Below are 13,772 nucleotides of genomic sequence, written 5' to 3'. Positions count from 1 at the left end.
AGGGTGCAATGGGCGACCGCAGCGAGCGAACCACCGACGCGACCACAGGACCGCGCACCAGGTTGATCGAGAGCGCCATCGAGCTGGTGCGCGAGCAGGGCGTGCACGCCGCGGGTCTTTCCGCCCTGCTCGATCGGAGCAAGGCCTCGCGCAACTCGCTCTACCAGCACTTCCCCTCCGGCAAGAGCGAGCTGGTCGAGACCGCGACCCGGGTCGCGGGCGCCCGGATCGACGGCGTGATCGACAAGATCACGGCTGCCCCGCCGGAACGCTGGTTCGGTTCGCTCATCGGTTGGTGGGTCTCCGCGTTGGAGAAGACCGGCTATCGCGCAGGGTGCCCGATCGTCGGGGCCGCCTTGGCCGAGACCGAGCCCGGCGTGCAGGCCGCCGCGGGCGCGGTCTTCGAGGACTGGCAGCAACGTTTCGGCGACGCCCTCTCCGCGGCCGGCATGCCTGCCGCGGAGGCGCGCTCCTTCAGCAGCTTCGTGTTCAGTGCGCTCGAGGGCGCCATCGTGCAGGCGCGGGCGACGAAATCCACCCGCCCGCTCGAGGACGCGCAAAAGCACCTCACAGTGCTGTTGGAGAACTACCTGCCCGTGGGTGCGCGCGGCGAAGCACAGGGCTGAGTTCCTGATCACAGCTGCGGCTGTGATTCCGGACGGCCGGTGAACCCCCTGCTCGGGAACCGGCATCCGGCCCATAGACTGACCCCGTGACGCAGACGACCGCCTCTGTCAATTCCCAGTCCCTCGGTGAGCTCGATCCGGAACTCGCCGCCGCGATGGCAGGCGAACTCGCCCGCGAACGCGACACCCTCGAGATGATCGCCTCCGAGAACTTCGTGCCGCGCGCGGTGCTGCAGGCGCAGGGCAGCGTGCTCACCAACAAGTACGCCGAGGGCTATCCGGGTCGGCGGTACTACGGCGGCTGTGAGCATGTCGACGTCGTCGAGACACTGGCGCGTAACCGCGCCAAGGAGCTGTTCGCCGCCGACTTCGCCAATGTGCAGCCGCATTCCGGCGCGCAGGCGAACGCCGCGGTGCTGATGGCGCTGATGGAGCCCGGCGACAAACTGCTCGGTCTCGACCTCGCGCACGGTGGTCACCTCACCCACGGCATGCGCCTGAACTTCTCCGGCAAGCTCTACGAGGTGCACTCCTACGGGGTGAGCAAGGAAGACCACCGCGTCGACATGGACGAGGTGCGCACGATCGCCCTCGGCGCGCGCCCGAAGGTGATCGTGGCGGGCTGGTCGGCCTACCCGCGTCATCAGGACTTCGCGGCGTTCCGCTCGATAGCCGACGAGGTCGGCGCCTACCTGTGGGTGGACATGGCGCACTTCGCCGGTCTGGTCGCGGCCGGGCTGCACCCCTCGCCGGTGCCCTATGCCGACGTGGTGTCCTCCACCGTGCACAAGACGCTCGGCGGGCCGCGCTCCGGCCTGATCCTGGCGAAGCAGGAGTACGCCAAGAAGCTGAACAGCTCGGTGTTCCCCGGACAGCAGGGCGGGCCGCTCATGCACGCGATCGCCGCCAAGGCGGTCGCGTTCAAGATCGCCGCCACCGAGGAGTTCAAGAACCGCCAGGAGCGCACCCTCTCCGGTGCGAAGATCCTCGCCGAGCGCCTCACCGCCGCCGACGTCAAGGACAAGGGCATCAGCGTGCTCACCGGCGGCACCGACGTGCACCTGGTGCTCGTCGACCTGCGTAATTCCGAGCTCGACGGCCAGCAGGGCGAAGACCTGCTGCACGAGATCGGAATCACGGTGAACCGCAACGCCGTTCCGTTCGACCCGCGTCCGCCGATGATCACCTCCGGTCTGCGCATCGGCACCGCGGCCCTTGCCACCCGTGGGTTCGGCGACACCGAGTTCACCGAGGTCGCCGACATCATCGCGACCGCACTGGCAGGGGGCTCCGACGTGGACGCGCTGCGCGCCAGGGTGAGCAAGCTGGCCAACGACGTTCCCCTGTACAACGGCCTGGAGGACTGGCACCTCCTCGGCTGATCTATCCCGACACAACCGCCGCAGCGGTAGCCGCGTTCGGGTAGCGGCAGCTCGGGTTTCGCGCCGCATCCCGAACGCATCTGGACGTGCCCCGCCCCGGCCATCGAAACCCGGGCGAGTTGCCGACGGCAGATGTCGTGTGCCGAGGCGGCGCCGTGGCCCGCATGACAATCCCACGGTCTCAACCGATGTCCGTCGCGCCGACCAACGCCGGGTAGTCCCGCAGCTCGATGTCATTGGCGGCATTGTCGCTGTACTTCAGCATCAACGTGAACATCCGGGAACCGAAGAACCAGTTGCGCAGCTTGATGCCACGTGCGGTCTTGGGGGCGAGGAAGCGGCCTGCGTTGCTGTTGCCCGCGATCTTGGCATAGCGCTTCATGATCTCGTTGTAGCGGGCGAAGGCGACCGTGTGATCGCCATCGGCGAGGGCCAATTCGCCTGCGATGACGTACGCCCCGACCACGGCGAGCCCGGTGCCGAAGCCGCCCAGCGTGTTTCCGTACGCGGAGTCGCCGACCAACGCGACGCGCCCCTCGGTGTAGTCGCGCTTCATCCGGACCTGGCTGATCGAATCCAGGTAGAAGTCGTCGAAGTCGGCCACCTCGTCGAGCATCCGCGGCACCTCCCATGCGACGTCCGCGTAGACCTGCTCGACGATGCGCCGCTGGGTGGCGCTGTCGTCGCGGGAGTAGTCGAGCTCGGGCGAGGCGAACATATACAGCTGCTGTGCCTTCGAGCCGCCGCTGATCGCGAGCTTGCCGGGAGCGTTGTGGCCGTAGGCGATCGCCCGTTCGCGTGGACTCGTCGCGTCCTGGCTCCATGGGCTGGCGCCCGCGACACAGTAGTAGTAGCCCAGGTACTTCACGAAGTCCTTCTCCGGGCCGAAAGCCAGCCTGCGGACCCGGGAGTGGATACCGTCGGCGCCGAAAACGAGGTCGAAGGTGCGCGCCGGCCCGTGCGCGAACTCGACGTGCACGCCGTCGGCGGTCTCGGTGAGCGCGCTGATCGAATCGCCGAACAGGTACTCGCAGTGCTCGGCGGTCCGCTTGTACATGATCTCGGCCAGGTCGCCGCGCAGGATCTCTACGTCGCCGCCGGTGAAGTCGCCGGACATGACGGCGAGCTGCTCGCCGTTCTCGTCGACGAAGACGGTGTCGGTGGCGCCGGTCTTGCGCGTCTCGATCTCGTCCAGGATGCCCATCCGCTCCAGGACGGTGAAGTGGGTGCGGCCCTTGAAGTCGATGGCCTGGCCGCCGGGGCGCAGCGCGGGTGCGCGCTCGACGACGGTGACGGCGAAGCCGTAGCGGTGCAGCCAGTAGGCCAGGGCGGGCCCGGCGACGCTGGCGCCGGAGATGAGGACGGTCGAGTTGCGCACGGTGGCTCCCTTACGGTCGAAATCAGTGTCCGCCAGATTCTGTTTCCATCGGACGCAAATCAGCGTATGGTAGACACAGTTTCTCGTCAAGTCGTTATCCGGAAGGATTCGGGCATGCCGATACCTACCGCAGTCGAACTGCTCTGGGGCACCCAGCAGCGCCGCAAGCGCGGGCCCAAGCCCGCACTCTCACTAGAGGGGATCGTCGCCGAGGCGATCGCGCTCGCCGATGCCGAAGGGCTGGCCAATCTGTCCATGCAGCGGCTGGCGGAGCGTCTCGGCTTCACGAAGATGTCGCTGTACCGCTACGTACCTGGCAAGGCCGAGTTGGTCGCGCTGATGCTGGACACCGCGATGGGCGTGCCGCCGGAGCTGCCCGCCGCCGACGATGCTTCGACCGAGGAGGCATGGCGTGGACAGCTGGGCCGGTGGTGCGAGACGCTTTACGAACGTTTCCACGCGCACCCGTGGTCGCTGGAGGTGTCGGTAGGAGTGCGGCCGTTGGGCCCGAACGAGATGGCCTGGGTGGAGTCCGCCCTGGATGCACTCGCGTCGACCGGGCTCACGAACGCCGAACGCCTGGACACCATCGTCCTGCTGACCGGGCACGCGCGCAGCCTGGTGCAGGTGGTCCGAGCGGTCGATGCCGAGGCGTTCGAGAAGCAGATCGCGGCACAGCTTGCCGACATGGTGGCCGCCGCGGCCGAGCGTTACCCCACGGCGGCGGCCGCGTTCACCGAGGAGGGAGCGGTCGTGGGTGGCGAGGGCGCGCTGAAGTTCGGCATCGGACGCATCCTCGACGGGTTGGGCGTGCTCATCGCGCGCCGCGCCGGAGCGCCGCGGCCTACGCTCGAATCATGACCGAAGAACTCGTGAAACAGGACTCGATCACTACGGTGCGGGAGTTCTTCGCCGCGCTGGAGATGAACGCATCCGGGGAGGCGCTCGATCTGCTGCACCCGGACATCGTCTGGAAGAACACCTCGCTGCCCGACGTGCGGGGCATCCGCCGGGTCGGCGGCGTGTTGCGCGGGCTGAGCCGGGACTGGATCGGGTTCGCTGTCGACATGCACCACATCGCCGCCGACGGAGACATCGTGCTCACCGACCGCACCGACTACTTGCGGGTGGGTCCGGTGCGCGTCGGCTTCTGGGTGACCGGCACGTTCGAACTGCGCGACAGCCGAATCATCCTGTGGCACGACCATTTCAGCTGGGAGAATTTCCTACGCGGCACCGTCGTCGGCCTCTGGCGCGCGGCACGTGCCCGCGGCTGAGTGACCTCAGGAGTGCTGGGTCAGGTACTCCAGGTAGAACGGCCGCAGCACCTCGGCGATCGCACCGTCGCCCGCGTGGATGTAGTCGTCGATCATCGGCAGCACGTACTTGATGTCCGCCTCGCTCTCGCCGAGGTTGCCCGCGGCGGCCTCCGCGGCGGGGATCGAGGTGAGCAGCCGCCACAGGAACTTCACATCCCCATGGCGCACGGCGACCTTCACCGCGCGGTCGTGCAGTTCCTTCGACGACAGCTTCTCCAGCTCCTCGTTACCCGCCATACCAGCGACTCTAATCTCCTGGCCGGGCGGCAGCGACCGTGTGGCGTAACCAACCAGCCCGGCGATGCTGTGCTGCGATTACTGCCATGACACTCGAACCCACCCGGATTTCGGGTGAAACGCGTCTACGAAACCCCGGACCCCGATGACGGCATCCGGGTGCTGATCGATCGGCTCTGGCCGCGGGGATCACCAAAGAGCAAGCGCGCGTCGACCGCTGGCCCAAGGCGCTCACCCCGTCGAACGAACTGCATCGCTGGTTTCATGCCGACCGCGACGCGCGTGGTGTCGAGTTCGTCCGTCACTACCGCGCCGAACTCGCGGCACCGGAGGTTCAGCAAGATTTGCGGGAACTGCGTGCGCTGGCCGCCGAAGGTACGGTCACCTTGCTCGCGCGGCGTACAAGATCCGGTGCAAAGCCGTGTTCCTGTGCTGCTGGACCTGCTGCGCTGAACCCTCGCGCAGCTCTGGTTTACGACAAGTTCACGGACACGTGTACCTGTCCCCGAGCGCGGAAGTGGGGTTCGAAGGTAGCGTCGTGTATGCGGGCCGCGGCGGTGTGGCTCGTACGGGAGGTCCTGACCGTGACTGAGCTACTCAGTACGAGGGGGCCGGCACCCGGCCCTCGTGGCGCCTGACGGCAACGTCGGGGTCCATCAGGACGGACCGGTCCAGCGAGATCGTTCGTGCGAGTGCCGCACGAACACATAGGAGCCCACCGTGACTGCTACACGCTCCGTTTCCGCTCCCTCGGCGCAATCCCGCTCCGCGAAAGGCGGAGCCGCCGCGAAGGGGGCCCGCCCCTCGCAATTACCCGGCAATACCTTTGTCATCGACACCTCCGTTCTGCTGTCGGATCCCTGGGCGTACACCAGGTTCGGCGAACACGACGTGGTGCTACCGCTGGTGGTCATCAGCGAACTCGAAGGCAAACGGCACCACCACGAATTGGGCTGGTTCGCCCGGGAGGCCCTGCGCAACCTGGACGATTTACGCCTGCAGTACGGCAGGCTGGATCAGCAGGTGCCGATCGGCACCGAGGGCGGAACGTTGCAGGTGGAACTGAACCACACCGATCCCGCGGTCCTTCCGGTCGGGTTCCGCACCGACACCAACGACTCCAGAATCCTGGCCTGTGCGCTCAACCTCGCGGCCGAGGGCCGCGAAGTGGTGCTGGTGTCCAAGGATATTCCGCTGCGGGTCAAGGCCAGTGCGGTGGGTTTGCACGCCGACGAGTACCACGCGCAGGACGTCGTCACCTCGGGTTGGTCCGGCATGGTGGAGCTGGACGTCAGCTCGGCGCAGGTCGATCAGCTCTACGCCGAGTCGGTGATCGACCTCGATGCCGCGCGAGAACTGCCCTGCCACACCGGCATCCGGTTGCTCGGCACCAGCTCCAGTGCCTTGGGCCGGGTCACGCCGGACAAACGTGTCCAGCTGGTGCGCGAGCGTGAGGCGTTCGGGTTGCACGGTCGCTCCGCCGAGCAGCGCATAGCTCTGGATCTGCTGCTGGACGAGAGCGTCGGCATCGTGTCGCTCGGCGGCCGGGCGGGCACGGGTAAGTCCGCGCTCGCGCTGACCGCGGGCCTGGAGGCGGTGCTGGAACGGCGAACGCAGCGCAAGGTGGTGGTCTTCCGTCCGCTGTATGCGGTCGGTGGCCAGGAGTTGGGTTACCTCCCCGGTAGCGAAAGCGAGAAGATGGGCCCATGGGCGCAGGCGGTCTTCGACACGCTCGACGGGTTGGCCAGCCGCGAGGTGATGGAGGAGGTGCTCAGCCGCGACATGCTGGAAGTGTTGCCGCTGACCCACATTCGTGGACGGTCGCTGCACGATTCCTTCGTGATCGTGGACGAGGCCCAGTCGCTGGAGCGCAATGTGCTGCTCACGGTGCTCAGCCGCCTCGGCACCGGGTCGCGGGTGGTACTCACCCACGACGTGGCTCAGCGCGACAACCTGCGCGTCGGCAGGCACGACGGTGTCGCCGCGGTGGTCGAGAAGCTGAAGGGCCATCCGCTGTTCGCTCATGTCACGCTGACCCGTAGCGAGCGCTCGCCGATCGCGGCGTTGGTTACCGAGATGCTGGAGGAGTACGGTCCCAACGCCTGATGGGGCGGCCGGCAATGCGGTGTGTTTCACCTCATAGCCGGCGGGTATTATCCGCCGCGATAGCTGTTCGGTATGACCCGGCGAGTTGCTGCCGGGTCATTGCCGAACATCGGCCTGGGTCGCGCGGAGCGCCACGGAGTCCGTGGCACTCCGCGCGGCCGATTTCGAGAGGATGGAAATGCACCACTTCGCTCGACGAACGGCTGGTTTCATCGCATTGATCGCCGCGGCAGGTTTCGTCGTCGCCGGCTGTGGCGACGACAAAGACAAGGACAGCAGCGCCGCCTCGATCACCAACCCCGTCACCTTGAACCCGCTGAGCACTTCGGTCGCCGCGACCCACACCGGCGAGGCCACTCCGCACGGCGCCGCGGAGGAGACCAAGCTTCCGACACAGGGTGGCGAGCCCGTCACCGTCTCCGGCGACATCTACGAGAAGTATGTGGCGAGCGGCGGCCCCACCGGCCCGCTCGGCGCGCCGTTGGAAGCTGAAGCGGACGGGCCCGACGACGGCGAGTTCCAGGACTTTGTCGGCGGCACGATCTACAAGCCGAAGGACGGCGAACCGCACATCGTGTGGGGTGAGATCCGGGCAGCATGGAAAGCCGATGGCGGTGCCAACGGCAACCTGGGCCACCCGATCAGCGACGAGAAAAACATCCCGGGCGGCAAGCAGAGCGACTTCAGTGGCGGAACCATCACCTGGGTAGACGGTAATATCACCGTCACGCCGAAGTGATTCGGTTTCCGGTGTCCGCGGCCGCCCCGGCGGCCCCGGAGCGCCTGTTCGGTCCCATTCCCAGATGCCCGCTTCGCGGGCCCAGCCGCTAGGTTGTCTTGGTGCAAACTCTCTTGACCGATCGCGAACTGCTCGAATCCCTCGCGATGGACGTAGAACTGAATCTGCGCAAACACGTCGATGTCGCCGACGGCTGGCAGCCGCACGATTTCGTGCCGTGGGACGACGGGCGCAACTTCGCCTTCCTCGGCGGCGTCGATTGGGAGCCGGAACAATCCGAGCTCAACGACGTCACGAAGTTGGCGTTGACTGTCTCCGTGCTGATCGCCGACAACCTGCCCTCGTATCACCGGGAGGTCGGCAAGTACCTGCGGACCGGCGCCTGGTGGCGCTGGGTCGGTCGCTGGACCGCCGAGGAGAACCGGCACGAGATCATGATCCGCAACTACCTCATGGTCACCAGGTCGGTCGACCCGGTCCAACTGGAGCGGCTGCGGATGGACCATATGACCAAGGGCTTCCGCCGCCCGGCGATGCACCTGCTCGAGGTGCTGGCCACCTGTGCGTTCGAGGAGGCGGCCAGTGTGATCCGGCATCGCAATATCGCGGCGCTCGGTGAGAACCCGATGGTCACCGCCATCGCCGAGCGCATCGCACTGGACGACGAACTGCAGTCGGTCTTCTTCGCGGACCTGGTCGCGGCCGGTCTCGACCTGGCGCCGGACCAGACCGTGCGCGCCATCGCCGACCGGGTCGCGGATTTCCATGTCCCCACGGTGACGCTGGCGGATGGTCGCACAAGTGACGAGGTTCTCGCCGAGGCGGGCATCTACGACCGCGCCAAGGAAGGCGAACTGGTCTTCGCTCCACTGTTGAAGCGCTGGAATGTATTCAGCCGCACCGACTTCGGCCCCGAAGGGGAAAAGGCGCGCGACGAACTCGCTCACCTGCGCGGCTGATCGGGTCACGAGCGTATCGGAAAGTGCCTTTCCGTAAGTGAATCCCGGCGAAGCCTTCTATAGCGGCGGGTTCGCCGGGATTTCGGTCGGAGCAGATCGAGCGTTCGATGTTTTCGGCACCCTCGTACCTGTAGTCGGTGACAACGGCCGCAGCGGCTGTAACACCTTCGGATTGCAAACGGATTAATTCAGCATCCGCATCAGGCGGAAGCCAAAGGGCCGAATGCCACGTTGGAGCAGACGAGGGTGTCCAACGTGGCGTTTGCGCCGGGATTGCGCGCGATTACTCCACGTCTTTCACCCGATTACTCCACGTCTTTCACCTTTGCCATAGAGAGCACGTCGAGGCGACGGTCGAGTTCCTCCTCCGTCAGCTTCTCGTCGAGCAGGCCCCGATCGATGACGGTCTGGCGGATGGTCTTCTTCTGCTTCAGTGCTTCCTTGGCGACTGCGGCCGCCTCCTCATAGCCGATTGCCGAGTTCAGTGGTGTGACGATCGAGGGCGAGGACTCGGCAAGGATGCGCAGATGCTCGACGTTGGCGACCAGACCGCGCACGCACTTGTCGGCGAACAGCCGAGAGACGTTGGCCAGCAGCCGAATCGACTCCAACAGGTTTCGCGCCATCACGGGGATGTAGACGTTCAGCTCGAAGGCGCCGTTCGCGCCGCCGAAGGCGACCGCCGCGTCGTTGCCGATCACCTGTGCGGCCACCTGGGTAACCGCCTCGGGCAGAACGGGATTCACCTTGCCGGGCATGATCGAGCTGCCCGGCTGCAGGTCGGGCAGCTGAAGTTCGGCCAGTCCGGTCAGCGGGCCCGAGCCCATCCAGCGGATGTCGTTGGCGATCTTGGTGAGGCTCACCGCGATTGTGCGCAGCGCGCCGGACGCCTCGACCAGACCATCCCGCGCGGCCTGCGCCTCGAAGTGGTCCTCGGCCTCGCGCAGCGCATCGATCTCGGTGGCACGCACCAGTTCCGCGACGACCCGCGCGCCGAAGCCCTCTGGGGCGTTCAAGCCGGTACCGACCGCGGTACCGCCGATCGGTAGCTCGCCCAGCCGCGGCAGCGTCGCCATGATGCGGTCGATACTCGCCGCGACCTGCCGGGTGTAGCCACCGAACTCCTGACCGAGAGTCACCGGCACCGCGTCCATCAAGTGGGTGCGTCCGGACTTCACCACGGTCCGCCACTCGGTGGCCTTGTCCAGCAGCGCGAGCCGCAGGTGCTCGAGCGCCGGGACCAGCTCGGTGATGACTCCTTCGGTGGCGGCGAGATGTGTTGCGGTGGGGAAGGTGTCGTTGGACGACTGGGACATGTTGACGTCGTCGTTCGGGTGCACAGTGACGCCGTTCGCCTTGGCGAGCGAAGCGATCACCTCGTTGGCGTTCATATTCGAGCTGGTGCCCGAACCGGTTTGGAAGACATCGATGGGGAACTGGTCGTCGTGCTTACCCTCCGCGATCTCGTTCGCCGCGGCGATGATGGCATCGGCCTTCACGGGATCGAGCAGACCCAGGTCGCGATTCACCGTGGCGCACGCGGCCTTCAGCAGGCCGAGCGCGCGGATCTGCGCGCGCTCCAAGCCGCGTCCGCTGATCGGGAAGTTCTCCACGGCCCGCTGGGTCTGCGCCCGCCACAAAGCGTTCACCGGAACTCGAACTTCGCCCATGGTGTCGTGCTCGATGCGGTACTGCGTCTCCTCGGTCATATGCTGAGTCTATTGGCCGCGCCGAAGGCGCGGCCGATGTCACGGCAGCGGAGGTACCGCGTCCTCGTCGCCGATGAAGTCGACCGACGAGTACTCGTGCAGCTTGGTGAGCCGGTGGTAGGCGTCGATCATGCGGACCGTGCCGGACTTGGAGCGCATGACGATCGACTGGGTCGACGCGCCGCCGCCGTAGTAGCGCACGCCGCGCAGCAGATCGCCGTCGGTGATGCCGGTGGCGCAGAAGAAGACGTTCTCGCCGGAGACCAGGTCATCGGTGCCGAGCACGCGGTCGAGGTCGTGGCCGGCGTCGATGGCCTTCTGTCGTTCCTCGTCGTCTTTCGGGGCCAGCATGCCCTGTAGTTCGCCGCCCATGCAGCGCATCGCGGCGGCAGCGATGATGCCCTCGGGCGTGCCGCCGATGCCGACCAGGATGTCGGTGCCGGAGTCCGGGCGGGCCGCAGCGATCGCGCCTGCGACGTCGCCGTCGGAGATCAGGCGGATGCGGGCGCCCGCGTCACGCACTTGCTGGATCAGTTCGGCGTGGCGGGGACGGTCCAGGATGCAGACGGTCAGGTCGGATTTCAAGGAGTTCTTTGCCTTGGCGACCCGCCTGATGTTCTCGCGGATCGGGACCGAGATATCGACCACGTGGGCGGCGTCCGGGCCGACGGCGATCTTGTGCATGTAGAACACCGCCGAAGGGTCGAACATCGCGCCGCGCTCGGCGACCGCGAGCACGGCAATCGCGCCGGGCGAGCCCTTGGACATCAGCGTGGTGCCGTCGATCGGGTCCACTGCGAAGTCCACTTCGGGGCCGGTGCCGTCACCGACGGCCTCGCCGTTGTAGAGCATGGGCGCTTCGTCCTTCTCGCCCTCGCCGATGACGACGACGCCGCGCATGGACACCGAGCTGACCAGCTGCCGCATGGCATCGACGGCGGCGCCGTCGCCCCCCTCCTTGTCGCCGCGTCCGACCCAGCGGCCCGCGGCCATCGCTCCGGCTTCGGTCACACGGACCAGTTCGAGCGCGAGGTTGCGGTCGGGCGCCTCGCGGCGGCTCGGTTTCGGGGAAGATGCCGTCATTGCGAGGTGCCTCCTGTGCGTCGGTGCGTACTGGTCAATTCTCTCATTCGAGGTGGCACGGTCGTGCACCTGTTCCAGGGATCGGGGTGCGCGGGGGAGTGCCGTCCTGCAAGTGGATACTGGGAGCGTGTCGTACCAAAAGCCACGCATTCTGAACGACTACCGGGATCTGTTCTGGTCGCTTATTCCGTTGGTGTTGATCGCCGTGGTTTTCGCGGGTCTTGCCAGTCAATGCAGTTTCGCCGCCAACGGTCCGACACAGGGGCAGATTCCGCATTTCGACGTGCGGGCCGCTCTCACCGCAGACGCGCGCACGTTGCCGTTCCCGATCCGAAACCCGGACCTGCCCGCCGACTGGACACCGAACTCCGGTAGCCGCGAATCCGTCGGCAGTACCGGCGGCGGACCGGTCAGTACCGTCGGCTACATCACACCGCAGGGTACCTATATGAGGTTCAGTCAGAGCAACGCGACCGAGGAGGCGCTGGCGAGATTTGTGCTCGGGTCCCGATACGCGAGCGGCACCGAGCAAATCGGCGAGCAGAAGTGGATCGTGTACGCAGAGCAGGGCTCGGAGACCGCGTGGATCGCGGATCTCGGTCAGTCCAGGGTGCTGATCACCGGAGCGGGCAACCACGCGGCGTTCGCGACGCTCGCTCAGGCGATCACCAGCGCTCCACCGCTGACGCGCTGATCAACTGGGCGCGACCCGGGTCAACCCAGCGGCCTCCGCCGCATCGCCGAACCGTTTGTCGTAGGTCACGACGGCGGTCAAATCGTCGGCCAGTTCCAACGCGGTGGCCAGGTGAAGTGCATCGAGACTTCGCACGGCGGCCGGAGAAATCGCCGCGGCGTTCGCGCACACGATCCCGTCCATCTCCAACCTGTCGACCCGCCCCAGGACAGACGGTACGTGAACCAGATCAGCTGGTTCGGCTACGCGGATCGCGCGTACCAACTCGACCTCGACCAGCGCAGACGAAACCCAGGGCAGGTCGGCTCTGTCGTCGAGCCACCGAGCCAGCGCGGCCGACTCGGACTCGAGGTGGACCAACTTCACCAGCGCACTGGTGTCCAGGTACAGCATCAGTAGCGCTCGTCATCGCGCAATGCCTGCAACGCCGCGCTCGCCTGGCTGTCGGCGTCGACTGATTCGTGGTTCAGTCTGCGGCGTACGTCCGCGAGCAGGTCCGATCGGCTCCTCTGCGCCGGTCGTATTCGTCCCTCGGCGAGCAAGCGCGCTCGGGTATCCCGCTCTGCGTCCACCGGTACGATCCGGCCTATGACCTTGCCTCGTTCGGTGATCTCGAGGGTTTCGCCGGCTTTGACCAATGCGAGGCACCGGGCAGTGTGGTGCGACAGTTCGCGGATGGGAATGGCGGTCACCTGAGCATTGTGTCACAAATATGTGTCACATATCGCCAGGTGGACCTGCCTCCATGAAGCGATGACCGCGCCCTTGCCTTCTCTCGCCCCCGCCGTTAGCGTTGCTCCCGGTGCGAGACGCGTGCCGAACCGAAGTCGGAGGTCGATGAATATGGCTGTCTTCAGCTGTTTTTCGCATGCCTTCCTCCGGTTCGCGCACCTCTGATTCCGCAGACGCTTCGACGCGAACCGGGTCTTCTTCGATGACCAGGAGTGTCACGTGTCTATTTCTCTTTCCCCCGATCTGACCACCGAGCGTCTCGTGCTGCGGTCGTGGACCGCCGACGAGGCGGCTGCCGTGCTCGGTGACCGACGCGGCGCCGTGTGGGCCGCCGACTTCCCTGCCGAGGGCGATCGGGTCATCGCGGGCCTGCTCACCGAGCATCCGCACTGGCTTGGTCCATTCGGGCATCGACTGGTCGTCGAGCGCGCGAGTGGACTCGTCGTCGGGTCGGCCGGGTCGTTCTGGCCCGCGGTCGACGGGGAACTGGAGATCGGGTACGGCGTCGTCGCATCGCGTCGGGGTCGCGGTTACGCGACCGAGGCGACCAGGGCGCTTGCCGCCCACGCGCTGACCGCGCCCGAGGTCCACACGGTCTACGCCGAGGTGGAGTTGTCCAATCCGCCCTCGGTCCGGGTGCTGGAGAAAGCCGGGTTCGTGCGGCTGCAGGCGCAAGACGGCATTGCACGGTACTGCGCCACGGCGACGCCCACGCGCTAGAACGGGTCAGTAGGCTCGTCGTCGCCCACATGCCTCGCTCGGTATCCGCTGGGGCACACTGCGGGCCGATGACCTCGCCTCGTTCGGT

At 66.6% G+C, this 13,772-nt stretch carries 15 protein-coding genes and 1 pseudogene; 10 read left to right on the top strand and 6 right to left on the bottom strand.

Annotation, left to right across the window (positions count from 1 at the left end):
* Positions 1-8: 8 nt before the first annotated feature.
* On the top strand, positions 9-626 hold the full coding sequence (locus tag AB4Z47_RS19410) for a TetR/AcrR family transcriptional regulator (RefSeq protein WP_441952582.1): 618 nt from the start codon (positions 9-11) through the stop codon (positions 624-626).
* An 86-nt stretch (positions 627-712) separates the two neighbouring features.
* Positions 713-2,008 carry a serine hydroxymethyltransferase gene (glyA, locus tag AB4Z47_RS19405; protein ID WP_441952580.1) on the top strand — a complete coding sequence of 432 codons (1,296 nt, stop codon included), beginning with the start codon at positions 713-715 and terminating at the stop codon, positions 2,006-2,008.
* A gap of 181 nt (positions 2,009-2,189) precedes the next feature.
* Here the strand turns inward: glyA and AB4Z47_RS19400 are convergent, their stop codons facing one another.
* Positions 2,190-3,386 carry an FAD-dependent monooxygenase gene (locus AB4Z47_RS19400; protein ID WP_441952578.1) on the bottom strand — a complete coding sequence of 399 codons (1,197 nt, stop codon included), beginning with the start codon at positions 3,384-3,386 and terminating at the stop codon, positions 2,190-2,192.
* Between the two features lie 114 nt (positions 3,387-3,500).
* Here AB4Z47_RS19400 and AB4Z47_RS19395 point away from each other — a divergent pair, with 114 nt between their 5' ends.
* Both AB4Z47_RS19395 and AB4Z47_RS19390 read left to right on the top strand, forming a co-directional pair.
* Positions 3,501-4,247: a TetR/AcrR family transcriptional regulator gene (locus AB4Z47_RS19395; RefSeq protein WP_441952576.1), complete on the top strand. Its 747-nt coding sequence runs from the start codon at positions 3,501-3,503 to the stop codon at positions 4,245-4,247.
* Positions 4,244-4,663, top strand: a complete 420-nt coding sequence (locus tag AB4Z47_RS19390; RefSeq protein WP_441952574.1) for a limonene-1,2-epoxide hydrolase family protein — start codon at positions 4,244-4,246, stop codon at positions 4,661-4,663. The genes AB4Z47_RS19395 and AB4Z47_RS19390 overlap by 4 nt, the downstream gene beginning before the upstream one ends.
* A gap of 6 nt (positions 4,664-4,669) precedes the next feature.
* Here the strand turns inward: AB4Z47_RS19390 and AB4Z47_RS19385 are convergent, their stop codons facing one another.
* Complete coding sequence (locus AB4Z47_RS19385; RefSeq protein WP_327110057.1) at positions 4,670-4,942, bottom strand: hypothetical protein; 273 nt, start codon at positions 4,940-4,942, stop codon at positions 4,670-4,672.
* A 114-nt stretch (positions 4,943-5,056) separates the two neighbouring features.
* Between AB4Z47_RS19385 and AB4Z47_RS19380 the strand changes: the two are divergent.
* From AB4Z47_RS19380 to AB4Z47_RS19365, 4 genes and pseudogenes are all read left to right on the top strand, one after another.
* A pseudogene (locus tag AB4Z47_RS19380) lies at positions 5,057-5,580 on the top strand (DUF488 domain-containing protein).
* Between the two features lie 82 nt (positions 5,581-5,662).
* The gene (locus AB4Z47_RS19375; protein ID WP_441952572.1) at positions 5,663-7,048 is read left to right on the top strand and encodes a PhoH family protein; all 1,386 of its coding nucleotides are present in this window, start codon (positions 5,663-5,665) and stop codon (positions 7,046-7,048) included.
* 217 nt (positions 7,049-7,265) lie between these two features.
* A complete protein-coding gene (locus tag AB4Z47_RS19370) occupies positions 7,266-7,787 on the top strand; it encodes an LGFP repeat-containing protein (protein WP_441952570.1) in 522 nt (173 codons plus the stop codon).
* A 101-nt stretch (positions 7,788-7,888) separates the two neighbouring features.
* Positions 7,889-8,746: an acyl-ACP desaturase gene (locus tag AB4Z47_RS19365; RefSeq protein ID WP_441952569.1), complete on the top strand. Its 858-nt coding sequence runs from the start codon at positions 7,889-7,891 to the stop codon at positions 8,744-8,746.
* 305 nt (positions 8,747-9,051) lie between these two features.
* Here the strand turns inward: AB4Z47_RS19365 and AB4Z47_RS19360 are convergent, their stop codons facing one another.
* A complete protein-coding gene (locus tag AB4Z47_RS19360; RefSeq protein WP_441952568.1) occupies positions 9,052-10,455 on the bottom strand; it encodes a class II fumarate hydratase in 1,404 nt (467 codons plus the stop codon).
* A 39-nt stretch (positions 10,456-10,494) separates the two neighbouring features.
* Complete coding sequence (glpX, locus tag AB4Z47_RS19355) at positions 10,495-11,538, bottom strand: class II fructose-bisphosphatase (RefSeq protein WP_441952566.1); 1,044 nt, start codon at positions 11,536-11,538, stop codon at positions 10,495-10,497.
* A 127-nt stretch (positions 11,539-11,665) separates the two neighbouring features.
* On the opposite strand from glpX, the gene AB4Z47_RS19350 reads away from it, so the two are divergent.
* On the top strand, positions 11,666-12,232 hold the full coding sequence (locus AB4Z47_RS19350; RefSeq protein ID WP_441952564.1) for a DUF4245 domain-containing protein: 567 nt from the start codon (positions 11,666-11,668) through the stop codon (positions 12,230-12,232).
* On the opposite strand, the gene AB4Z47_RS19345 is transcribed toward AB4Z47_RS19350, so the two are convergent.
* Together AB4Z47_RS19345 and AB4Z47_RS19340 are read right to left on the bottom strand one after the other, a co-directional pair.
* Positions 12,233-12,625 carry a type II toxin-antitoxin system VapC family toxin gene (locus AB4Z47_RS19345; protein ID WP_441952562.1) on the bottom strand — a complete coding sequence of 131 codons (393 nt, stop codon included), beginning with the start codon at positions 12,623-12,625 and terminating at the stop codon, positions 12,233-12,235. It abuts the gene before it with no gap.
* Positions 12,625-12,924 (bottom strand): type II toxin-antitoxin system Phd/YefM family antitoxin, encoded by a 300-nt coding sequence (locus AB4Z47_RS19340; RefSeq protein ID WP_441952561.1) that lies wholly within the window; start codon positions 12,922-12,924, stop codon positions 12,625-12,627. Before AB4Z47_RS19340 ends, AB4Z47_RS19345 begins: the two co-directional genes overlap by 1 nt.
* 259 nt (positions 12,925-13,183) lie before the next feature.
* Here AB4Z47_RS19340 and AB4Z47_RS19335 point away from each other — a divergent pair, with 259 nt between their 5' ends.
* A complete protein-coding gene (locus tag AB4Z47_RS19335; RefSeq protein WP_441952559.1) occupies positions 13,184-13,684 on the top strand; it encodes a GNAT family N-acetyltransferase in 501 nt (166 codons plus the stop codon).
* The last annotated feature ends 88 nt before the right edge of the window (positions 13,685-13,772 follow it).

Origin of the sequence: Nocardia sp. 2TAF39, from assembly GCF_052114905.1 — a bacterium.
Lineage (GTDB): Bacteria > Actinomycetota > Actinomycetes > Mycobacteriales > Mycobacteriaceae > Nocardia.
Note: the sequence above shows the minus strand (reverse complement) of the source record. Positions and strands in the feature narration are given on the sequence as shown.

Bases quoted from the DNA above. Each gene is read 5' to 3' on its own strand.
- AB4Z47_RS19360 (WP_441952568.1), bottom strand. From the start codon at position 10,455: ATGACCGAGGAGACGCAGTACCGCATCGAGCACGACACCATGGGCGAA.
- AB4Z47_RS19390 (WP_441952574.1), top strand. From the start codon at position 4,244: ATGACCGAAGAACTCGTGAAACAGGACTCGATCACTACGGTGCGGGAG.
- AB4Z47_RS19385 (WP_327110057.1), bottom strand. From the start codon at position 4,942: ATGGCGGGTAACGAGGAGCTGGAGAAGCTGTCGTCGAAGGAACTGCAC.
- AB4Z47_RS19395 (WP_441952576.1), top strand. From the start codon at position 3,501: ATGCCGATACCTACCGCAGTCGAACTGCTCTGGGGCACCCAGCAGCGC.
- AB4Z47_RS19410 (WP_441952582.1), top strand. From the start codon at position 9: ATGGGCGACCGCAGCGAGCGAACCACCGACGCGACCACAGGACCGCGC.
- glpX (WP_441952566.1), bottom strand. From the start codon at position 11,538: ATGACGGCATCTTCCCCGAAACCGAGCCGCCGCGAGGCGCCCGACCGC.
- AB4Z47_RS19345 (WP_441952562.1), bottom strand. From the start codon at position 12,625: ATGCTGTACCTGGACACCAGTGCGCTGGTGAAGTTGGTCCACCTCGAG.